At 69.7% G+C, this 21,000-nt stretch carries 14 protein-coding genes and 6 pseudogenes; 12 read left to right on the plus strand and 8 right to left on the minus strand.

Features of this window, described 5'->3' with window-relative positions; translation table 11 throughout:
* Nucleotides 1-396: 396 nt before the first annotated feature.
* Nucleotides 397-582: pseudogene (locus SGLAU_RS37015) on the plus strand (Mu transposase domain-containing protein); the annotation flags it as partial.
* Between the two features lie 364 nt (nucleotides 583-946).
* Nucleotides 947-2,191: a phospholipase D-like domain-containing protein gene (locus SGLAU_RS31780; RefSeq protein WP_052414013.1), complete on the plus strand. Its 1,245-nt coding sequence runs from the start codon at nucleotides 947-949 to the stop codon at nucleotides 2,189-2,191.
* A gap of 214 nt (nucleotides 2,192-2,405) precedes the next feature.
* Here SGLAU_RS31780 and SGLAU_RS36535 read toward each other — a convergent pair.
* The 3 genes and pseudogenes from SGLAU_RS36535 to SGLAU_RS35400 all read right to left on the minus strand — a co-directional run.
* Nucleotides 2,406-2,564: pseudogene (locus tag SGLAU_RS36535) on the minus strand (enoyl-CoA hydratase/isomerase family protein); the annotation flags it as partial.
* 178 nt (nucleotides 2,565-2,742) lie between these two features.
* Nucleotides 2,743-3,258 (minus strand): hypothetical protein, encoded by a 516-nt coding sequence (locus tag SGLAU_RS31790; RefSeq protein WP_043506018.1) that lies wholly within the window; start codon nucleotides 3,256-3,258, stop codon nucleotides 2,743-2,745.
* A 30-nt stretch (nucleotides 3,259-3,288) separates the two neighbouring features.
* The gene (locus tag SGLAU_RS35400; RefSeq protein ID WP_159072828.1) at nucleotides 3,289-3,444 is read right to left on the minus strand and encodes a hypothetical protein; all 156 of its coding nucleotides are present in this window, start codon (nucleotides 3,442-3,444) and stop codon (nucleotides 3,289-3,291) included.
* Nucleotides 3,445-3,786: 342 nt separating this feature from the next.
* Between SGLAU_RS35400 and SGLAU_RS31795 the strand changes: the two genes are divergently transcribed.
* On the plus strand, nucleotides 3,787-4,380 hold the full coding sequence (locus tag SGLAU_RS31795; protein WP_244315301.1) for an IS5 family transposase: 594 nt from the start codon (nucleotides 3,787-3,789) through the stop codon (nucleotides 4,378-4,380).
* A gap of 208 nt (nucleotides 4,381-4,588) precedes the next feature.
* Here the strand turns inward: SGLAU_RS31795 and SGLAU_RS31800 are convergent, their stop codons facing one another.
* Nucleotides 4,589-5,338, minus strand: coding sequence for an SDR family NAD(P)-dependent oxidoreductase (locus tag SGLAU_RS31800; protein ID WP_043506019.1), 750 nt, complete (start codon nucleotides 5,336-5,338; stop codon nucleotides 4,589-4,591).
* Between the two features lie 129 nt (nucleotides 5,339-5,467).
* On the opposite strand from SGLAU_RS31800, the gene SGLAU_RS31805 reads away from it, so the two are divergent.
* Together SGLAU_RS31805 and SGLAU_RS34120 are read left to right on the plus strand one after the other, a co-directional pair.
* The gene (locus SGLAU_RS31805; protein WP_043506021.1) at nucleotides 5,468-5,902 is read left to right on the plus strand and encodes an Rrf2 family transcriptional regulator; all 435 of its coding nucleotides are present in this window, start codon (nucleotides 5,468-5,470) and stop codon (nucleotides 5,900-5,902) included.
* Nucleotides 5,903-5,928: 26 nt separating this feature from the next.
* Nucleotides 5,929-6,081, plus strand: a complete 153-nt coding sequence (locus SGLAU_RS34120) for a hypothetical protein (protein ID WP_412556256.1) — start codon at nucleotides 5,929-5,931, stop codon at nucleotides 6,079-6,081.
* Nucleotides 6,082-6,623: 542 nt separating this feature from the next.
* Here the strand turns inward: SGLAU_RS34120 and SGLAU_RS31810 are convergent.
* Nucleotides 6,624-8,618 (minus strand): APC family permease, encoded by a 1,995-nt coding sequence (locus SGLAU_RS31810; RefSeq protein WP_052414014.1) that lies wholly within the window; start codon nucleotides 8,616-8,618, stop codon nucleotides 6,624-6,626.
* A gap of 634 nt (nucleotides 8,619-9,252) precedes the next feature.
* Here SGLAU_RS31810 and SGLAU_RS31815 point away from each other — a divergent pair.
* The 7 genes and pseudogenes from SGLAU_RS31815 to SGLAU_RS31835 all read left to right on the plus strand — a co-directional run bounded on the left by SGLAU_RS31815 (nucleotide 9,253) and on the right by SGLAU_RS31835 (nucleotide 17,414).
* Entirely contained in the window at nucleotides 9,253-11,775 is a 2,523-nt protein-coding gene (locus SGLAU_RS31815) for a GMC oxidoreductase (RefSeq protein ID WP_043506022.1), read from the plus strand.
* Nucleotides 11,772-13,685 (plus strand): hypothetical protein, encoded by a 1,914-nt coding sequence (locus tag SGLAU_RS31820; RefSeq protein ID WP_052414015.1) that lies wholly within the window; start codon nucleotides 11,772-11,774, stop codon nucleotides 13,683-13,685. Before SGLAU_RS31815 ends, SGLAU_RS31820 begins: the two co-directional genes overlap by 4 nt.
* 14 nt (nucleotides 13,686-13,699) lie before the next feature.
* Complete coding sequence (locus tag SGLAU_RS37020) at nucleotides 13,700-13,969, plus strand: hypothetical protein (protein ID WP_412556257.1); 270 nt, start codon at nucleotides 13,700-13,702, stop codon at nucleotides 13,967-13,969.
* Nucleotides 13,932-14,318: pseudogene (locus SGLAU_RS36540) on the plus strand (transposase); the annotation flags it as partial. The gene SGLAU_RS37020 and the pseudogene SGLAU_RS36540, both read left to right, overlap by 38 nt.
* A 144-nt stretch (nucleotides 14,319-14,462) precedes the next feature.
* Nucleotides 14,463-14,687, plus strand: a pseudogene (locus SGLAU_RS37025) (IS5/IS1182 family transposase); the annotation flags it as partial.
* A 1,311-nt stretch (nucleotides 14,688-15,998) separates the two neighbouring features.
* Nucleotides 15,999-16,211, plus strand: a pseudogene (gene tpg / locus SGLAU_RS36550) (telomere-protecting terminal protein Tpg); the annotation flags it as partial.
* 309 nt (nucleotides 16,212-16,520) lie between these two features.
* Nucleotides 16,521-17,414, plus strand: a complete 894-nt coding sequence (locus SGLAU_RS31835; RefSeq protein WP_078957997.1) for a DUF6292 family protein — start codon at nucleotides 16,521-16,523, stop codon at nucleotides 17,412-17,414.
* A gap of 285 nt (nucleotides 17,415-17,699) precedes the next feature.
* On the opposite strand, the gene SGLAU_RS31840 is transcribed toward SGLAU_RS31835, so the two are convergent.
* The 3 genes and pseudogenes from SGLAU_RS31840 to SGLAU_RS31850 all read right to left on the minus strand — a co-directional run bounded on the left by SGLAU_RS31840 (nucleotide 17,700) and on the right by SGLAU_RS31850 (nucleotide 20,714).
* Nucleotides 17,700-17,960, minus strand: coding sequence for a hypothetical protein (locus SGLAU_RS31840; RefSeq protein WP_244315302.1), 261 nt, complete (start codon nucleotides 17,958-17,960; stop codon nucleotides 17,700-17,702).
* Nucleotides 17,961-19,411: 1,451 nt separating this feature from the next.
* Nucleotides 19,412-19,611, minus strand: a pseudogene (locus SGLAU_RS34145) (transposase); the annotation flags it as partial.
* 101 nt (nucleotides 19,612-19,712) lie between these two features.
* Nucleotides 19,713-20,714, minus strand: coding sequence for a hypothetical protein (locus SGLAU_RS31850; RefSeq protein WP_043506027.1), 1,002 nt, complete (start codon nucleotides 20,712-20,714; stop codon nucleotides 19,713-19,715).
* Nucleotides 20,715-21,000 lie beyond the last annotated feature (286 nt).

Below are 21,000 nucleotides of genomic sequence, written 5' to 3' on the forward strand. Positions count from 1 at the left end.
AGCACGTATCTAGGAGCACCGTGCACCGTCATCGGCGCTCGGGGACCGCAGGGGAACAGCAGATCAGATGCGACGCTTCCGGCCGACTGGCCGGAAGCTAGGGCTGGGAGGCAGACCGAGGTCGAGCCCGCGGATGATGCGACTCGTTCCGGTGATGTCAGCTGGCAGGGCGGCTACAACCTATTGGTCATGCTGCCGTCGGCGGCTTGCAGGTGAGGCCGCCCCTGCGTCGAGGGCGCTCACGAAGAGGGCGGCGTCGAACACGAGAGCGGCCGGTTCCGTCGCTCGCATCTTGTCCCGGTCCTTGAGGCCGACACGCCTGCGGAGCTGAACGAGAAGATCGAGCAGACCGAGATCGCCGAGGACGTCCGGCACATCGACAACCGTACTGCCTCGGTGGGCTTCGACTTCGACTATGAGGCTCCGCTGCTGGCCCCGCTGCCGTTCGAGGACTTCGACAACGGGCTGACGCTGACGCCTGAGGTCGACACGACCTCCCGGATCACGGTCCGGCAGAATAAGTACTCCGTCCCAGCCCGCTTCATCGGTACGAACGTGCGTGTCTCGCTGCGGGCGGACGAGGTCTGGGTCTTCGATCGCAGCGAGATCGTGGTACGCCGCCCTCGGCTCGCGGGCCGCTATGGGTTCCGTGATCTGCTGGGCCACTACCTGGAATCCTGTGGCAAAGCCCGGTGCCCTGCAGCATTCGACCGGCCTGGCCGCGGCCCGCGAGAGCGGGAGGTTCACCGCGCTGGGGCACTGCCTCAGGGTTGCCCCTGCGCCGCCGGGTGCCCGCAGGGCCGCCCGGCCGCTGGGATATGTTCACGTCCGGGCCCGGCGGGGCGCGGACTCCGGGGTCCCGGGCCCGCGCCCCGCGTCCCGTGGGCCCGCAATGCCCTACTCGTCAAGCACTCATCATGGGTTGCCGTACGTACTGGAGGTCGGTGTGCATTCGCACCGCAGATCCTGGCTCCTCGGGCTGGTCGTCGCCCTCACCGCCGTTCTCGCCGCGCCCACCCCGGCCGCGGCGGTCACCGTCACGCCCGGGGCGATCTTCAACGACCCCGCGGGCACGGCCGCCGACCAGAACAGGATCCGCGACCACCTCGTCTCGCTCATCGGCGACGCCCCGGCGGGCAGCTCGGTGCGCATGGCGATGTACACCTTCACCGACGGCCCCGTCCGGGACGCGCTGATCGCGGCCAAGAACCGGGGCGTCTCCGTGCATGTGATCCTCGACCACTTCTCCTCCGAAACCGTGACCGCGGGCGGGGAGCTGGAGACCCTGCGCACCGCGCTGGGCACCGACCGGACCCAGCCCTCGTGGCTGCTGGACTGCGGCAGGAATCGCGGCTGCATCGGCACCCGCCCGCTGAGCAAGTCCGACGGCTCGCCGGACTACCCGATCAACCACAACAAGTTCGTCCTCTTCTCCCACACCGGAGGGGCGGACAACGTGGTGGTGCAGACCTCGTTCAACCTGACGACCCACCAGCGCGAACGCCTGCACAACAACGCGGTGACCCTCGTCGACAAGGGCCTCTACGACATCTACCGGGCCTACTTCGACGACCAGGTCTCCCACGCGGCCGGCGCCGGCCTGAGCCACTACTACAAGACGCCGATCAGCACCACGAACCCGGCGTACAAGGCGTACTTCTTCCCGCGCAAGGAGACGTCCGGCACCACCTACCAGACCGACGCCTCCACCGACATGGTCAAGCTGATCCTCGACAAGGTGAACTGCGCGGCGGGCTCCGAGGTGCGCATCGCGGCCAACCTCTTCTACCGGACCCACATCGCCGACAAGATGGTCTCCATGGTGGACGCGGGCTGCTCGGTGATCCTCGCCCACGACAGCGACCCCAACGGCGGCGGCAACGGTGTGAACTCCATGGGCAGGACCGTCGAGGGCATCCTCTCCGGGCAGCTCACCCAGCGCGTGGAGTGCTGGGAGACCCCGCCCGCCGGGCGCACCGGCAACATCGGTCTGCACTCCAAGTACCTGCTGGTCAACGGCACGTACGAGGGTGTCGCCGGCAAGAAGATCGTCTGGACCGGCAGCCACAACTACTCGTACCAGGCGCTGCGGTCGAACGACGAGACGCTGCTGAAGATCGACAACGCCGCCGTCTTCGACCAGTACAAGGCCAACCACGTGCAGCTCATGAGCTACTGCGCGGGCAGCTGAGCCGCACCGCCCCCGGCCCGTACGGACGGCGGCGGCAACGGCCGGAGGGCCGGGCTCCCATGGGGAACCCGGCCCTCCGGCGCGTGCGGGCGCGGACTGCTCGGCCATGATGGCGTTCAGCACGTTGAGCTTCGCCGCACTGCGCGCCGGCCGCATCGCGGCCAGGACACCCACCAGGGCGGCCAGCAGCAGGAAGATCCCGATGCGGTCCCACGGCGACGAAGGTGTGTCCCTGCAGGGCGGCCACGGTGATCACCGGCAGCGACAGCATCCGCGCGAACAACTCGTGGACGGAGACTACGCAGTCCTGGTGCTGGTCGGTGTGGGCGAACAGCCAGTCCATGTCGAGCCCGTTGGAGTGCGCGGCGGCGGTGATACCGGCTCCTGATCTGCTGAGCCCAGGCAGTGCGAAAGCAAGTAGCCCGTCTCATGTCCTGGTGGGCGCTGGCGACTGGCGGTACCCCGGCCTGCCCTGCGCATGGCAGAGCTGGGACCTGCGATCGTGGTGCCGGCCGCCCGTACCGTAACGGGCGGCCGGCGCGCAGCGGTGGTCAGCCTCTGCGAACTGATGCGCCGTAGTGATCGGTCTGGCGCACGACTTTCACTTCGCTCGGCCGGGCTGGCCAGGCCTGGATGAGATACCACTCGGTGACTTGGTCGGGGGCGAGATCGACAGCGGTGTCGCGGCCGCGGGCATGGATGCGCAACCGGTAGTCGCCGGGGCCCTGGAAAGACAGGACGGGGAGTTCTTCGTCCAAGTCGTCCATGACGCCGCGGATCGTGAGCTCGCCGGAGGGGGAGTGGGCGGAGATCTCGACAATCTCCTGCCAATCTCCGTTGCCGGGTGCGGGTGCGGGTGCGGGTGCGGTGTCGTGGAGGGTGACCGTCACGTCGATCTCACCGGTATGGATGCCGGTCATGACGGTGATGGCGCCATCAGCGACCCGCACGAGCCCGTTGTGTTCGCGGGCAAGGTCGGGTCCGGCAGGACCTTCCTCGTCACCGATCTCGAACTGGTGGTACTGAACAGGTACCAGCCCACAGCCCCGTTCGACCTCGTCGCTCATATCTCAGTCCTTCGCTGGGCGCCACGGCGCCTACTTGACCCACACCAGGAACGTGTCCTTCTCGATGGTGCGGTTGAACAGACAGAAGCTGCTGAGTGCTTTGCCGCCTTCCTCGATCTGCCTGCCGTTGATCACGCGACGGCTGAACTTGCCGCCGCCTGTTCGGTGACGTGCTCCCCGGATCAACGGCCTCCTCGCTCGTGCCCATCGGCTCAGACGGGCACGTGCTCTTGGTGACCTTGCACTTTCCGTAGTGCTTGCCGCTGCCGCTGCCGTTGGCGCTGGCGCTGGCACTCTGTAGTCGGGACGCACACCGACCCCGTGCAGCGGGCACTCACTCACCCTCTTCGACTCCACGCGTCGACCGTACCGTCAGGCAAACCCCCAGCTCAGCGGACGTACCCGAACGTCACGGGCCGTGGGACCGGATCTATGACCTGTTCCGGCGCTGGCAGCGGGACGGCACCTGGGCGAGGATCCTCACCCAACTCCAGGCCGAGGCGGACGCGAAGGGCGTGATCACCTGGGATGTCAACGTCGACGTCGACTCCACTGTTTGCCGGGCCCACCAGCACGCGGCCGGAGCGGCGAAAAAAAGGGGACCTTCAGAAGGAGCCACCCGGCGGTATCTTCGTCGAGCCGGCCGACCACGGCCTCGGACGCTCCCGCGGCGGACTGACCAGCAAAATCCACCTCGCGGTCGAGCAGGGGCAGAAGCCCTTGTCCGTCGTGATCACGGCCGGGCAGCGGGGCGACTCTGCGGAGTTCGAGCCGGTCCTGGAAGCCATACGGGTTCTCCGGCTGGGGCTGGGCAGGCCGCGCAAGCGCCCGAACCGGGCCCGGGCCGACGAGGCGTACGACTTGCTCAGCAGTCGCTCCTACCTACGCAGACGCCTAATTAAGGCCACCGTCCCGGTTCCGACGGACCGGGTCCGCAACCGCCTCAAGCGCGGATCACGTGGCGGGCGGCCGCCACAGTTCGACAGGGACGACTACAAGCAGCGGCACGCGGTCGAGTGCGGGATCAACCGGCTCAAGCGCCACCGGGCCGTCGCCACCCGGTACGACAAACTCGCCGTCCGCTACGCAGCGACCGTGCTGGTCGCAGTCATAAACGAGTAGCTGTGACCAGCACTTTCACAACAGGCCCCAGCGGAGCTTGCCCCAGCCCCTTGATGCTCGGGGAGCCCTTGCGGGAGATCAGCGCCTGAATGCAGCGGCGTCGCAGCTCACGCGCGCAGCCTTCGAGTCGTACGCCTTGTCGTGGGTCGTCGGCCGTGCGCGCCCCGAAGGCGCGAGGTCCTTCGGGGTGCGCGGCAGTGGTTCGACTTCAGGCGTTGTAGCCGCCGTGGGCGTCCAGCACCGCGCCCGTGACGTACGACGCGGCGGGGCTCGCCAGGAAGGCGATCGCCGCGGCGATTTCGTCGGGGTGCCCCATGCGTTGCAGAGACAGCGAGCTGACCAGGGCGTTGAGGGTCTCGGGGTCCGGCGGTTGCATGCCGCCCTCCATCAGTCCGGCCTCCACGACGTTGGCCGTGATGTTCCGGGGCCCGAGGTCGCGTGCGACGCCCATGGTGTACCTCTCGATCCCGGACTTGGTCGCCGCGTAGTCGGCAACGCCGGGGGTGCCGACCCGGGAGCCCAGTCCGGAACTCACCGTGATGATGCGGCCGCCCTCGCGCAGCACCCGGGAGGCGGCCCGGATGACGGCGATCACGCCGAGGTAGTTGGTGGCATGCATCCGGTCCAGTGCGGCGGTGTCGGCGTCCGGGTCGTCCACCGTGCCGGCCACCGAGATCGCCGCGTTGTTGACGAGGATGTCCAGGCCGCCGAAGTGCGCGACCACGTCGTCGATCAGCGCCGGCGCCCGGCTCGTGTCTGCCTGGTCGGACTGGAAGGCGACGGCCTTGGCTCCCTTGCCGTGCACCTCGTCGACGACGGCCTGCGCCTGCTTCTCGGAGCTGACGTAGGTGAAGGCGACGTCGGCACCCTGCTCGGCCAGCAGCCGTACGGTCGCGGCTCCCAGTCCGCGCGACCCCCCGGTGACCAGGGCGACCTTGCCCATGAGTGGCTTGCTCATTCTTCTCACCTCGTTGATTGACTCTTCCCGGCCAGTCGCAACGCTAATTGTTACGACAGGCTATTGCAACCTTCACTGTTACGACTGCACTGTCGTAACATAAAACGTTGCGGCCGAGAGGAGGGCTTCATGAGTGCCAACAGCAGGTTGACCATTGCCGCCCACGCGCTGGCCTGGATCGGTCTCTACCAGCGCCAGGGCCATGAGGTCGCCACCTCCGAGCAGATCGCGACCAGCGCGAACACCAACCCCGTGGTGATCAGGCGGCTGCTCGGCGAGCTGCGCAGGGCCGGGCTCGTGGAGTCCCGGCGGGGCGTGGGCGCGGGCTGGTCGCTGGCGCGCGAGCTGGAGTCGATGACTCTGCTCGACGTGTACGAGGCAGTGGAACCCGGCCCGCTGTTCGCGATGCACCGCACCACCCCGGACCAGGGATGCGTGGTGGGTTACGGCATCCAGCCGGCGATGCAGAGCATCTACGAGGGCATCGAGGAGACCCTGAAACACGAGCTGGCCCGCGTCACGCTCGAGAACGTACTCCGGGCCGTACTCGCGGCACCTCGCTAGTACGGCAGCGGTGCTTCCCGTGACTGATGGCCAGGTCGGGCGTTGGCGCCGGCGAGCAGCAGCTGCGTGCCATTACCGCCGAAGGCCTCGGCGAGATGTACTTCCGCGACGGAGGCCGCCGCGCCCAGTGCCTGGAGGTCGAGTTCACCGACGTGGCACAGTTCGAGATCGACCTGTAGCGCCGCGATGAAGTGGTCGGCACCCTCAGTCCGCCCGGTGGTGGCGGGTGAGGTGGGCGGCACTGCGAGTATTCCGGCGACAGATGGGTCGGTGCACCCTTCAGGTGACCCACGAAGTGCAATTCTGGCCTCGCGCCCCTGAGGCGAGACGCCGTGCCGCCACATCAGCCCGAACGAATGCAATCTCGGCGGGGTCGAGAACCTGCTCGCGCTGCCTGGCCGAGAACGACCGCCCGCCCCCGCCCGTCCCTCCAGGCGACACTAGGCGTCGCGGGAGCCGGCCTTCAGGGATGAGGGCGTCCTGCCAACGGGCGCCGGGGATCAGGGGCGGTAGATCATTTCGAGGAGGCCGGCGGCGATGAGCGTCCATGCGCCGATGGCGATGAGCCACCACCGGTCAGTGAGGGCGCCTGCTGTGACGAGGACGACGGCCCCGGTCATCAGGCTGATGATCCTGGACCGCATTCCCCATTTCCGGAAGGGTTTCATATCCCGAGTCCTGTCAGTAGTCCGGACGTTTTGGCGTCTGGTGGCCGGCGGGGTCAGCCGCCGACGTGGATGCCGGGGCGTCGGGTGGGGTCGGGTTCGTGTTTGCGGATGATCTCGCGGGTGACGGGGGCGGTGTCGCCGCGGCCGAGGAGGAAGTAGCGGAACATGTGGACCAGCGGGCTGCCTTCGGCCCAGGCGAAGTAGCAGTGCGGCTGGATGCCGGTGGCGTCACGCAGGGCGAGAAGGATGGCGGCAATGGCGTTCGGAGCCGCTGGGGCGCCGGCGCGCAGGACGCGGTAGCCGTCGACTTCGACACCGTGCACGGTGAGGACTTCGCTGAAGTCGGAGGGGTCGACGACGTCGATCTCCAGGAACAGGACGTCGGCCCGGCCGGGGACGGGGTTGGTGTGGCGCTGTTCGTCTTCCTTGCCGGCGTACTCGGCCGCGTCGCCGGCCTGGCGGCGGTTGGCGATGATGTTGATGGACTCGTCGTGAGCGAGGGTGTCGGAGATGAACCGGCGGGCGGTGGCGTCGAAGACGATGCGGTCGGCGCGCAGTTCGGTGGTGCGCGAGACGCGGGAGATCAGCGAGACGGCGATGATGCCGGCGATGAACACGCCGGAGATCGCGATGCCGTCGGGCTTGTCGACGATGTTGGCCACCAGGGCGTAGAACAGGATCGCGGTGAGCACCGCGAACCCAGTGCCCACCAGGCGCCGACCACGGCGGAACACGGAGACGGTGACGGCGAACGCTCCGGAGACCATCATGGCGAGGATGCCGGTGGCGTAGGCGCCGGCTTGTTTGTCGACGTCGGCGTCGAAGGCGATGGTGATGCCGATGGAGATGGCGGTGTAGACGATGACGACAGGGCGTACCGCCCGCCCCCATTCGGGGGCCATGCCGTAGTCGGGCAGGTAGCGGGGCACGATGTTGATAAGACCTGCCATCGCGGAGGCTCCGGCGAACCACAGGATCAGGATGGTGCTGATGTCGTAGACGGTGCCGAATGCCTCGCCGACGTGTTCATGGGCGAGCCAGGCCAGCGCGCGGCCGTTGGCGGCCCCGCCCGGTTCGAACTCGTCCTCGGGGATGAGGACGGTGGTGACGAAACTGGCGGCCAGCAGGTAGACGCTCATGATGAGCGCCGCGGTGGTGAGCAGCTTGCGAGTGTTGCGGATCCTGGACTGCAGGCGCTGCTCGGGGCCGGTGCCTTCGGCGGCAACCAGCGGCATCATGCTCACGCCGGTCTCGAAGCCCGACAGGCCCAGCACCAGCAGCGGAAACGCCAGCAGAGCCGGGCCCGCCAAGTCGCCGAACCCGCCTCCGGTGTCCGTGAGCGCGTCCGTCCATGCCGACAGAGCTCCGGAGGTGGTGAAGACATCGGCCAGGCCGACACCGATGATCACAGCGTTCAGTGCCAGGAACACCGCGACCAGCGGGATGGCCACCATGACCGCCTCGCTGAACCCCAGCAGGAACACCCCACCCAGGACCAGCAGCAGCGCCACGGTGAGGCCCACCTCGTGCCCGTGCAGGGCCTGCGGGAAGAACGGGTTCTCGACGACGTGTACGGAAGCGTCCGCGGTGGACAGGGTGATGGTGATGATCCAGGAGGTGGCAACAAAGCCGAGCAGGACCAGGACGAAGAGCTTCCCCCACCAAAACGGCAGCAGATCTTCTAGCATCGCCACCGACCCCGCACCGTGCGGGCTCTCCCTTGCCACCCTCCGGTACATCGGAAGCATTCCCAGGAGGGTCAGCGCCACGATCAGCAGCGTCGCCAGCGGGGAAACCGCCCCGGCCGCCAGCGCGGCGATCGCCGGCACGTAGGCGAGGCTGGAGAAGTAGTCGACGCCCGTCAGGCACATCACCTTCCACCAGGTGTGCGGCTCCGTGTGCCCTTCCCCTGCGGCTGGTCCCACCGGCTGTACCCGGTGACGCAGCATCCACCGCGCGAACCCACCCGTGGGCTGGGCCCGCAGCGCGGGACTGTCCACCGCCTCCGGCACGACCGGCCCTTGTCCGTCCTTCACGACGTCCCCCATCCCTTTCTCGTTTGCGCCCCAGGGGCAGCTTCAGTACCGCACAGCGCGTCCGGCGCCACGACACGATCATCGAGTATCCGCCCTGCCACAGCCGCCACTCACCGCACCCGGGCCAGGGCGGACTACAGGCGCGCGCTAGGCATGGCTGGCGCCCGAACGGCAGCTGACCTAGTGCAGGACTGGTCAGAGCTGAGCGCCTGGCGTTCGGCTGTTTCCCGGTCCCCGTCAGCCGGGTCAGGCGGGATCGGCTGGGAGCGTCTCCAGCCAGCGGTCCAGCTGACACCTAACGACGTGCCGGTCGTCAAGGGGAGCGTCCCCAACTGCCCCGGCGACAGTGCCCCTTACTGTTCCCCGGGCCGCCCGTGCCCACCACCCCCCAGGCGACGTCGATCTGGCGCAGCACGGACGACGGGGCGACCATCACCAAGGCGCTGACGCTGCCCCAGCAGTGAGCGGAGTATCCGAACTATGGCTGCGCCGGGACATGTTCGGAATCCTGTATGAGGCCGGGGTGTCGGGAACACACGCTTGATCGAGTACCGCCGCGTGCCGCTGAAGAAGCGGTGCGTCCTCCGTTTGCCGGTGTTGGATCCCGGTGTGAGCATGGTATGGGGGACCAGGGCAGGGAGCACCCATGGCCAACGAACCGCACGACAGCCAGGACACCGCCGTCGTCGACACCGTCGTCGTCGGCTCTGGCTTCGGCGGGGCGGTCACCGCGTACCGCCTCGCGGAGGCCGGCCGATCGGTGCTGGTAGCGTACCCACCGGGCGGCTTCCCCCGCAGCCCCGCCGACATGGCCCGCAACTTCTGGGACCCGAGCAACGGCCTGCCGGGGATGTTCGGCATCTGGTCCTTCCGCGGCCTGGAAGGCGTCGTCTACAGCGGTCTGGGCGGTGGATCCCTCATCTACGCCAATGACCTGCTGCGCAAAGATGAACAGTGGTTCGTGCACGAGTCACCGCTGCCCGGCGGTGGTTACGAGAACTGGCCGATCGGCCGCGCCGACCTCGACCCGCACTACGACCGGGTCGAGCGCATGCTCGGCAGCACGCCCTACCCGTACGCCGGCACCCCGAAAACCCTCGCCCTGCACCTGGCCGCACGCCAGCTCGGCCTGCCGGTGTTCCGGCCGCCGCTCGCCGTGTCTTTCGCGCCCCGGCCTGGCGCGCTGCCGGTGCCGGGCGCGCAGCTCACCGATCCCGGCTACGGCAATCTGCACGGTCTGCCCCGCAGCACCTGGCGGCTGGGCGGCGAGTGTGACGTCGGCTGCAACTACGGCGCGAAGAACACCCTCGACCACACTTGTCTGTCGGCCGCCCGCCACCACGGCGCCGATGTGCGCACCCGCTGCGAGGTGCGGGGCTTCACGCCCCGTGCCGGCGGCCGGGACGTCTCGTACGTCGTCCACGACCCGGCCCGGGAAGGCCGCCGTACGGCCACCGACCGGCTGCCCCAGCACCACATCGGCTGCCGCCGCCTGGTGCTGGCGGCGGGCACCTTCGGCTCGACCTATCTGCTGCCGCGCAACCGCGTGGCACTGCCCGGCCTCAGCGGGGCGGTGGGCACCCGGTTCTGCGGCAACGGCGATCTGCTCGGGATGGTGCTGCGCGCCACCGCCGGCGCTGGACGCGCCCGGCCGCTGCGACTGGACGGCAGTAGGGGACCGGTCATCACGAGCGCCGTGCGCGGCGGCGACGCGCTCGACGACGACGGCTCGACGGGGCGCGGGTTCTACATCGAGGACGCGGGCTACCCGGATTTCGTGGCATGGCTCGTCGAGTCGTCCCAACTGCCGGGCGGCGCCCGCCGGCTCCTCGGGTTCGGGCTACACCGGCTGCTGGCCCGGCTCGGCGTGGACCCGGCGTGCCGTGTCGGCGGGCAGCTGGCGCTGCTGCTCGGGCCCGCGGCGTTCTCCGCGACCTCGCTGCCGCTGTTGGGCACGGGACGGGATGTGCCGGACGGCCGGTTGCGGCTGCGCCGCGGTCACCTCGACATCGACTGGACGACGCTCACCTCACGCCCGTACTTCGACCGGGTCCGCTCCACCATGCGGGACATCGCGGGTGCGCTGGGCGGCGACTTCCTCGACAACCCGCTGTGGTGGTGGGGCAACCGAGTGATCACCATGCACCCGCTCGGCGGCGCCCCCATGGGCCGGCACCCCGGGGAGGGCGTGTGCGACGACATCGGCGAGGTCTTCGGCTTCCCCGCTCTGCACGTGCTGGACGGGGCGCTACTGCCGGGCGCGGTGGGCGCGAACCCCTCCCTGACGATCGCCGCCGTCGCGGACCGGGCCTGCGACCGGATCCTGGACGGGAAGGCGGCGTCGCGTACGGCAGGTCGGGCGCCGGCAGGGCGTCCGGCACACGAGCGGCCGACGGCCGTCGGGACCGCGCTTCTCACGCCGGCCGAAGCCGCCCCGCCGGCCTCCGCGACGCCGGCCACCCACCCTGGACGCGGCCGCTCCGGCAGCCTCGCGGGCTCCACCGGCACCCCAGCGGGCTCCGCCCACACCCCGCCCGCCGAGCCGCCGACCAGCCTCAGCTTCACCGAGGAGATGAAGGGCCACGTCGCCCTCGATGTCGACGACCCCGAGCAGGGCCGCGCCCTCGGCCGCTCGTTGGGGCAGCGGCTGAGTTTCCGGCTCACCATCACCGCCCGCGATGTCAACCGCTTCGTCACCGATCCAGAGCACGCGACGGACGCCGTCGGCCACGTCGACTGCGACATCGTCGGCGGTCGGCTGAAGGTGGAGCGCGGCTGGTTCGAGCTCTTCACCCGGGACGGCGACCCGAGCAGGCGGCGCATGCTGTACCGGCTCTACCTGCGCACACAGGAGGGCACTCCGCTCACCGGGCACAAGGACGTCCACGACGACCCCGGCGTCGACGTCTGGCCCGGCACCTCCACCCTGTACGTCCGCCTGCTCACCGGGCACACCCACCCCGACGAAGACCCCACCGCGACCGTCATCGGCGCCGGCGTTGTCGTCATCCGGATCGGCGACTGCCTCCAGCGGCTGACCACCTTCCGCACCACCGGCCCGCACCCGGGCCGTGCCATGGAGCGCTTCGGCAAGCTGTTCCTGGGCGAACTGTGTGCCGTCTACGGCGAGCGGCTGGCGCGCGCCGTGCCCTGGAGGGACAGGCCGTGAACCTCAAGCAGCTGCGCGCGCACGCCCGCGAGCTCGACTTCACCCCGTGCGAGCCGGTGCGCTGGCTGGCCCCGGCCTCCCTCGTGCGGACCGGCGTCATGGTGGCCTTGGCCGACGTATTCGCCGCATACGCGGACAAGCGGGAGATCCAGGGTACCCTCAGGGCCGAGCCCCTGCGGGCCCCGCTCGACGACCGCGGCGCGCGCGAACTGTGGATCGACTACGTCGCCGACCTCGGCGACGGCTTCGAGGCCACCGCGTCCGTGGCCTCGGCCCTCGCCGCCGCCGACGTCACGGTCCGCCGAGAGCGGCTACCGCGCGGCTCGATGCTCGTGCTCGGCGGCGACGAGGCCTACCCGGTGGCCTCGATGGCGCTCTACCGCGACAGCATGACCGGCCCTTATGCCTCCGCCCTGCCGGCCACCGAGGGGACCGGGCCGCTGATGCTGGCGCTGCCGGGCAACCACGACTGGTACGACGGCCTCACCGCGTTCCTGCGGACCTTCGCCGTGCGCCAGCCCGTCGGCGGCTGGCAGACCCGGCAGACCCGCAGCTACTTCGCCGTACGACTGCCGGCCAACTGGTGGCTGGTCGGCCTCGACAGCCAGCTCGGCGCTTACATGGACGACCCCCAGCTGGGCTACTTCCAGAGCCACCTCTCAGCCCGGCTGCGGCCGGGCGACGGGGTGATCGTCTGCTGCGCCGAACCCACCTGGGTTAAGTGCGCCGACGATGCCGACGCCTTCGACACCCTGCACTGGTTCGACCGCAACGTGGTCCGCACCCGCACCGACCCGCGCACGGGCGAGCGGGTGCCCACCGGTGCGTCGATCCGGCTGTGGCTGACGGGCGACAAGCACCACTACGCCCGCTACGCCGAGCGCTTGCCCACGGATCCGCCCGAGCGTGCGGACCTCCCTCCGGATCCCCAGCGCCGGCAGATGGTGACCTGCGGTCTCGGCGGTGCCTACCTGGCGTCGACCCACACCCTGCCCCGCAGTTTGTCGCTGCCGCCGCCGACGACCCGGATGCGGGAGAAGGACGACCCTGCGGTGACCTTCACCCGCGCCGACGAGAGCACGTACCCTCGGGTTGGCGAGTCCCACCGGCTCGCCCGCCGTATCGCCGTGCCGTGGTCCCCGTACTGGCTGCCCCGGCGCAACCTCGGCTTCGCGGGGCTCACCGCGGCCGTGCACACCGCCGCCTTCCTCGTCCTCGGCGTCCTGTTCGCCGTGGCGCAGGACCGGCTCCAGCCCGTCGACGCCGTACGGTACGGGGACGGCGGGGACCTGGGCCAGTTCACCGCGGTGATCGGCGGTGTCGTGCTGGTGTTGTGGTGTCTGCTGCGCCGGACATGGCGCCCGCGTCCGCCCCGGCCCCGGGCCGCTGATGCCGTACTCCTGCAGGCGGTGGTGGCGCTGGGGGTGCTCGCCGTCACCGTCGCGCTGCCGTTCCCCGGGGACTGGCCCGGCTGGGGTGTACTGCCGGTCTGTCTGGCGGTCGCCGCGGTGCTGGGCGCGGTGGCCGGCTCGCAGGCCTTCGCTCTATGGGTGCTGTCGGCGCGCGGCGGCGCCGTCGCCGACTGGCAGATGTCGGGGCAGGCCGTCGAGGACCACAAGGGTTTCCTGCGCCTGCACATCGCGCCGAACGGCGACCTCACCGTCCACCCCTTGGTGCTCGACGGTATTTGCCGCCGCTGGGATCTGGCGGACGCACCAGGCGGCCGGAAAAGGGCAGTGCCTGCCGAGCCCCTCACCGTGCGGCTGATCGAGGCCCCCGTCGTGATCGCCCGGGAGGCCAATCGCCATGACCGCACGACCCGAACCGAACCGGCGCGGCCACGGCAGCACCGACTCCCGGGCCGGGACCGGCTCCGTCCGCCGCACGCCCACGCGCCCCACCTGCCGTGACCACCGTAACGGAGGTGCAGCCCTTCACCGCCCGCGACGGCCGGCCGCTGACCGTCGTCCATGTGGAGGGCCAGCATCCGCCGACCCGGGGTCCGGTGCTCGTCGTGCACGGAGCGGGCGTACGCGCCGAACTCTTCCGACCGCCGTTGCCCAGGACCGTCGTCGACGCCCTCATCGACGACGGCTGGGACGTGTGGCTGCTTAGAAGCCATTTCACTTGGCGTGATCTTGCGGCAGTCTGGGCTGATGACTGCTGCGCTTGTCGAGCGGATGGCGCCGGATGACCTGTGGACCTTGTTTCAGCGGGTGGTGCCGCCTGCGCCGGTTCACCCGCAAGGTGGAGGGCATCGTCGGCGAGGGGACCGCGAGGTGCTGGCCGCGATCATCTTCGTGGCCGCCTCGGGCTGCACCTGGAACCAACTGCCACCGGGCTTCGGCCTGTCAGGCGTGACCGCGTTCCGGCGGTTCACCGAGTGGACAGAGGCGAGGGTCTGGGCCAAGCTCCATCGCCTGGTCCTGGACGAACTCGGTGCCCGGGGTGAACTGGACTGGTCGCGGTGCGCGATCGACTCTGTCAGCGTCCGAGCCCTCAAGGGGGGCAGCTGACGGGACCGAATCCGACCGGCCGTCGGCGCCGTGGGCCGCGGCGGGAGCGGATGGGCGGGATGCCGCGGACCAGCGGGATGAGAGCCTGGCTGTCATGGAGGTTGGCGGCGGAGATGCCGACCGACAGGGTGGCGGTAGTCGTGGCCTTTGTCGCCGTGCAGTTTGCCGGGCCTGCGACGATGGTTTGCCTCCCGTGGCATCCGGCATCGTCTGGCCCGCAAGGGCATCGAGTGGCCCGGCACCTGGGCCGGCACCGCTGGGTCGTGGAGCGGACCGTGTCCTGGCTGTCCGGCTGCCGTCGCCTGCACCGCCGCTACGAGCGCAAGCCGGCACACCATCCTTGCCTTTCCAGCCATCGCCGCGACCCTCATATGCCACCGCAGATTGGCCAGGTGAAATGGCGTCTAAGAGCACTGGGTGTCGGTGAGCTTCGGCATAGTGCCAGACGCCGTCGCCGGTAACCGACATCGCCCCCATGACCGTGCGGCGGGGCTCGGGTCCGAGGGCCGGGACTGGATGCAGATGGCCCCTCTGATCGCGGCCAGCCTGCCGGGGCGACGGCTCCATCCACGCTACGCCGAGTCCCGGGGGAGCTCATCCCGATCACCGCGCAACCGCTGCCGGGCGCCCGTACCGCGCCGGAGCTAGCATGGAAGAAGTCGAGCACAGCGATAGAGGCCGGCCCAGCGGTGGCGGCCCACCAGGTCGGCAGCCCGATCACAGATCGCAGTCAGCCAGCGTACGCCTCCCCGGCCCCCGGCCGTCTCTGCCCCCTCTGGCAACGGAGTGCATCGTGGCGAAACAATCGAGCACCGACGGCATGCTCCAAGCGCTGCGCGCGGAGCACGTGACCGTCAAGGAGACGCGTAACTGGCGTCACCACAAGCGTAACCACAGGACTCAATAACCAATGTGAACGGCGTGATGATGCATCACTGGGTCACCTCCGGTGTCGAGCCCACCATGAGGATCTGCTGCGCCGGCCACCGGACCGTGCCGGGTCCGCTGGGTCATGGCGTGCAAGGACGGTGTCGTCCATATGGTCGGCAACGGTTGCCTCAACCCGGCGGGGGCGGGCGACACGAGCGTACTGCGGGCCGTGAACGATGAGGCTCCGCTCCCTCCCGACGAGCACGCCGATACCGAAGGCGATGCCAGACTCTAGGGTCGCGCGTGGAGAACCTGGGTGGCCGCGCCCCCTGGCCCAACGGGCAGCCCGAGGCAATCGAGAACCACGCTGTACCAGACTCTGCCCTCGGTACCCGTCGTCGGTACGACGGTCAAGTCCCCTTCGGCCCGCCACTCCGCAGTCACGCCGGGAGAGATGGGGCTGGCCCGTGAGGGATACCATGGGGCGGTCCAGCCGCCCGAATCGAGTTCGTCCCTGGCCCAAACGAGCGGCAGTGGTGAATCATTGTGGATTTCGACCGCCATGCGTATACGCGACACCGCGATCGCCTCACCTCAGGGTCACCAGGACGCGAGGACACATGCGCGCCCTTGTCTCAGATGCTGCGCGGGCAGCGGCATTTCCAGTGTCCGACTCCGGGTCTGGCATTGCAACTGGAAGCCGCGGCGACTCGTAGCGGACGCGGGGGTGCTCCGATCCGATACCGGGGCTGTAGGGATGTGCCGGGGTCCTTCCCGCTGACGCGGGGTCTACTCTCTGTGCCGCGGCACCCGCTCCCCGCTCGACGAGTCCTCCCCGACGACGCCCGCATTCGCCACCTCACCCTGGCCCTGTCCCCGAGTCACGCGGCCCGTCTCTTCGATGCCCAGGACGTCGGTGCCGGCGAGCAGCAGCTACGTGCTATCGCTGCCGAAGGCCCCGGGGAGATGTACTTCCGCGACGGAGGCCGCCGCGCCCATGGCTTGGAGGTCGAGTTCACCGACGTGGAACGGTTCGAGTTCGACCTGTAGCGCCGCGCCGCGCCGGAGTGGTCGGCACCCTCAGTCCGCCCGGGGGCGGGTGGCACGGGTGCCGACCGACCCAAGACACCGCCCGAAGGGGTGCTCGGGCAGCAGCCCACCCCCGCCCGCTCGTGCCGGTAGTAAAGTCGGTACTGTTTTCTTGATGGGTCCGGTGTTTTGCCGGGCCGTGGGAGGAAGGCCATGATCTGCGCTGGACGCCGGCACCTGGTGCGTACCCTCGCTGATATCGCGGCGCAGCTGGGCATTGCTGAGCAGACGCTCCTGAACTCGGGTCGGCACCAGGCGCCGGGTTTTCCTGTGCCGCTGGGTGCGGGCCGGACCCGGCTCTACGACGGCGAGCAGGTCGACGCCTACCTCGCGGGCCGTCCGGTTCCGCAGCTGCCGGCCGCCGACGACGACGAGGACCTGCTGGACCGTCAGGAGGCCGCCGCGCTGCGCGGTGAGCCGTTGTCGGTGTGGGACCGCCGCAGGAAGGACCCGGCCGTGCGCGAGCATGTGGTGGTCGTGGGCGGTGTCGAGCACTGGCCGCGCCGGATCGTCCGCGAGTACACCCCCGCGCCCCGCCGTGGCACCAGCGGCGGGGCCGGCGGGAGGCCTGTCGGGGCCGGGGACCAGGTCCCGCGCGACCAGCTCCCCGCGCGCGTCGCGCAGCTCCTTAACGACAACCCCGCTCTGACCGCGGCCGATGTCGCCGACGGCCTGGGCGTGCACCGCAACACCGCGACCGCGGCACTCGTGCAGTGCCGCGCCGAACGGATGGCCGACCTCATGGAGCAGCGAGGGGTGACGGCAGCCGAGGCCGCCGCCGCGCTCGGCTACCCGGCCGGACAGACCCGCCGCGCGAGCGTGCGCGCCGAGGCCGTCCTGCGCGGCCGCCGGGCGCGCCCGTACCTGGCCGCCGTCGCCAAGGCCCTGCACGCCCGCGGCTGGAGGGCCACCAGCACCCCGCCGGACGTCCAGCACCCCGAGGACGACCTGTGCGTCGCCGCCCTCACCCTGGACGCCCCCCAGGCGCCGGCCCTCGCTCTGGTGTGGTCCGAACGCCACGGCTGGCGCACCGCGACCTCACGCCGCCACCCGTTCGGCCGGGGCGCAGCCTGGCCCCCGCCCGGCGACGGTGTCCGCCACCTCGCCGTCGGCACAACTCCCGCCCCCGCCGACGTCGTCAAGGCCCTCGACAGCACAGGCTGACGACGCCCTCCCCAACGCACCCGTCAGAGCCCCCAGAGGCCTCTGTGGGCTCTTGCCGTATCCGCCTGACGTTCCCTGTCCGACCACGGTGCCAGGGCGCAGCACGTCGGCGCAGAAGCGGCGCACCAAGGCACACAGGACCTGCCGTCGGCCGGGCGCGGCACCGGACGGGCGCACTGGCCGGACGACTCTTCCCGGTTGGAGCAGCGGGCCGGGGCCCGGCGGCCGCGCCGCCCGGGGGCGTGCCGGGGGTGCTGCGCACCCCCGACCGTGCGCTGCGCGCACTCACGCCCGGGTGGGCCCGGGGCGCCGGGACGCTGCGACTCCGTACGCGGTGGGGAACCACACCCGGGTCCGTCCGGCCTGCGCAGGGTGATCCGGTCGACCAGCCCCCTCGGCACGCAACTTGGCCAGCCGCCACCGGGTCTGCTCGATGCGCACCTCGGGCGCGATCACTCGGTGTATCTGCTCAGTGGTGGCCATCAGGTACTGCGGCAGCACGCCCAGCGCCAGCCGGTTCCCGCTGCCCGCGTCCACGCCGATCATCACGGATCCACTCGCCTCCCGTCTGGTGCGGCACCCGCCTGCCCGGCGCCGCGCGTACCGGTCACGGCAGCAGCCGGCCCCGACCAGAGCCCCGACCACGAAGGCCCGACCACAGTCACGCAGCGACAACGCCACCGTGGACCAGGCCCACATCCCTCCGACAACCGTCCGCACTCTCAGCCACGCTCGCTCGCGAATCGGCAGGTCATCACGCTGACCCTGCCGCGGTCGGGAGGCCGATACCCCCTCGCCCGCCGCCCGGACCACCTCCCACAGCAGGAAGAACAGAGAAGTACGTAGGGGCGGGACAGACTCCGGGCGGCGGGCGAGGGGATCGGGCACCGCTGGTGTTGCTCGCGCGTGACGGCGGGGCCGCGCGCGATGCCGACCGTGCAAGCCCCCGGCCGGGGCGCCGGGAAGCCCAGCGGGTCCTACGGGTCCCTACCTGGGCGGTTGCCGCACGGCTTGACTCGCAGGGGCAGCCGCCTTGAGGCCATGGGCACACTGGCCATCTCATTCGAGCAGCTCATGTCCGAGCAAATCAATGACATGGGGGCGCCGCGAGGGTTGTCCGTCTACAGTTTTGGCGGGCGCATGCCAAGCCATGCCCTGCGTGCCGACCAGGTCCAAGCGATCTTGCATCAACCGGATCACGCATCGCGCAGGGGAGCGCCAGTGCGCGCTGCAGAAACGCTCGCCCGGGAGTACACGCAGACCCGCGACGTCACCAGAGCTCTGCAGGAGGGCATGCGCTTGATGGCGTTGGGCGTGGACTTCCACCAGTACCAACGGTTCACTCAGCTCACTCCCGGTGTGGGCTACACCTACGGCAATCCGGAAGACCCCCGATTCTCGGTGGAGCCCGCCCTAGCCGTAGGCCTCGCGCAAGAGGCTGGTGTCGATCGGTGCCCAGCTGCCGTCGGGCCTCTGGGCCCGGACCGGAGTAGCATTCATCTCCTGAGTGAAGGTGCCGTCCGGGTTGGCGAAGATTTGCGACGACTCGGTAGTCGCCGCTTCCACGGTAACCCGCTCACCAGTCTGCGCCGCGCGAGCGCACGCCTCCGGCTCCTCGGTCCCGTCCGTCGGCGCCGAGTGTGATCCGTCATCGGCTGCTGGTGCCGCCCCGACCATTGGGACTGTACTTCCCAGGAGCGTGACGGCCAGCGCCCAGCCCCCTACTGCCAGGCGCCAACCATGCCGCCGTTGCTGCGTAAACACGCCCCCACCTGTCCCTTAAATGCTCATTACAAGAAACTGAGAAAATGTGAACGGCATAAACGCGCAGGTCAACGGTGTCAGAGTCACATCTCGGTCTCTTTTTGCCTCCTCTGTGGACGCCAGGCAGACGCCTACAGTGACGGGGGTCTGAACTGCCGGCACCCGCGGCCCGGCCGCTTGCAGAACGGTCCGGGAGAACGCGCAGCGCCTCACGCGCGAGATCAATACCGTGGGCCAGGCCGGCCCGAGCACCGGGGCAGCTGCGGCCAGGTGCAACCCGAGGTGGCCACGAAGATGATCGCCGCCAGGCATTCACGGTCCCCGGCCTGACGCCGCCCACCGCCCTGCGGGAGTGCGACCTGCGTCGGCGGGACCACCCGCCGAAAAGCGTCCACAACTCGTCCGGCACCAACCGCTCCACCAGATCCGTCATGCACGGCTCAACGAACGATCACGCCATCAGAAACGATGTCTAAACTCGATGGCGCAACGGAAGCTCTGTGTCGTCTTGGTGGGACTTGCGGGTCGTCGCACTCACCCTTGGTGATGATGGAGAGCCCAGTGCCGGTCGTTCGGTGTCGGCTCGGTCCGCCAGCGAGCCCGGAGAACTCCGTCTTCGTCCGGCATGACGGCGGTGAACAGAGGCACACGTTCATCCGCGGAAATGGACAAGAGTGCGGCGGCGGAGGCACTGGATATCCGCGCGGTCAGCTCCAGGAAGTCGTCCTCGGTGGCGATGGCGCTGAGGATACGGCCGGCATCGTCCTGCCAGACGGCTTCGATGAGGCCTTCGGCAGGGAGTGCTGCCAGAACGGCCTCGATGTCAGGGGTCAAGGGAGGCCATACCTCCAGCCGGGCCCGGGGAGCCAGTTCGGCGCGGACTGTGCTGATGGTGTCGACGGTGAGGTGGTGCCATCGTGTGGCACCCTCGAGGTACGTCTCTTCCAGGATGCCGGCGACGCCGTCGACGACGGCCCGGCGCAGGCAAGTCCAGAAGTCGTCGTCGCCGGGCCGCTGGATGCCCTCTTCGTCCTCCTCGAAGCTGTAGGGAGAGGCGTCCATGCGTTCTACGAACAGTCCGAGATCGCGGGTCCGGGCCAGCGCATCCACACATGGCCGGCTGCTGCTGATGTAGAGGTACTGATCCCACCCCACATGGGCTGCGAAGGTGTCCTCGACCTCCAACCTGCACCATGCGCCGTTATCACGCAGCATGGCTCGCACCAGTTCCAGTCCGATCTCGAGCGGTACTTCGGCCCCGTCGTGGAAGCCGGTCAGGCCAGTCGGAAAGAGGCCGTCCAGCCCAAAACCATCCACCGGAGGCTCGACACCGAAATGCGCCAGGGAGGGGCCCTGCGGTTCACGTACGGCCAAGTGATCGATTCCGGTGTCCTCAGCGAACGCCGCAACCGCCTGCAGATAGGCCGCCTCGACCTCGCCATGATCGCTGACGGTGTCCGCTGGGCCGGTGTAGGACCCGTGTTCATCGCGGTCGGAGGGGTCGTACTTGGTGACGCAGTAGAAGTAGGTCAGCACGGCACCATCCTCCAGGAAATGCCGGACTGAGGCACCGGGGGTAGGAGTGCCCCCCGACACGTTCGAGATCGTCCGGTCAGCCGGAAGCCTGGCGCCGCGGGGACCAGATCCTGTCCATGCGCAATGCCGAACTGGAAAGGGACGCCGGCAAGCTCAGGTCACAGCTCACCGAAGACAGCGACGGAGTAGTCCGCGCACTGCGTCCGACCTGACATCCCCGCCTCGCCCCGGACCGCCCTCCGGACCGGGGCCTCCTCCGGTCTCGGGACTGGTGAGCTTGCATGTT

Source organism: Streptomyces glaucescens (genome assembly GCF_000761215.1).
GTDB classification, from domain to species: Bacteria; Actinomycetota; Actinomycetes; order Streptomycetales; family Streptomycetaceae; genus Streptomyces; species Streptomyces glaucescens_B.

Excerpts from the sequence above, each read along its gene's own strand:
- SGLAU_RS31790 (WP_043506018.1), bottom strand. The coding sequence starts at position 3,258 with ATGAGCGACGAGGTCGAACGGGGCTGTGGGCTGGTACCTGTTCAGTAC.
- SGLAU_RS31795 (WP_244315301.1), top strand. The coding sequence starts at position 3,787 with ATGTCAACGTCGACGTCGACTCCACTGTTTGCCGGGCCCACCAGCACG.
- SGLAU_RS31800 (WP_043506019.1), bottom strand. The coding sequence starts at position 5,338 with ATGAGCAAGCCACTCATGGGCAAGGTCGCCCTGGTCACCGGGGGGTCG.
- SGLAU_RS31805 (WP_043506021.1), top strand. The coding sequence starts at position 5,468 with ATGAGTGCCAACAGCAGGTTGACCATTGCCGCCCACGCGCTGGCCTGG.
- SGLAU_RS34120 (WP_412556256.1), top strand. The coding sequence starts at position 5,929 with ATGGCCAGGTCGGGCGTTGGCGCCGGCGAGCAGCAGCTGCGTGCCATT.
- SGLAU_RS31810 (WP_052414014.1), bottom strand. The coding sequence starts at position 8,618 with ATGGGGGACGTCGTGAAGGACGGACAAGGGCCGGTCGTGCCGGAGGCG.
- SGLAU_RS31815 (WP_043506022.1), top strand. The coding sequence starts at position 9,253 with ATGGCCAACGAACCGCACGACAGCCAGGACACCGCCGTCGTCGACACC.
- SGLAU_RS31840 (WP_244315302.1), bottom strand. The coding sequence starts at position 17,960 with ATGATCGGCGTGGACGCGGGCAGCGGGAACCGGCTGGCGCTGGGCGTG.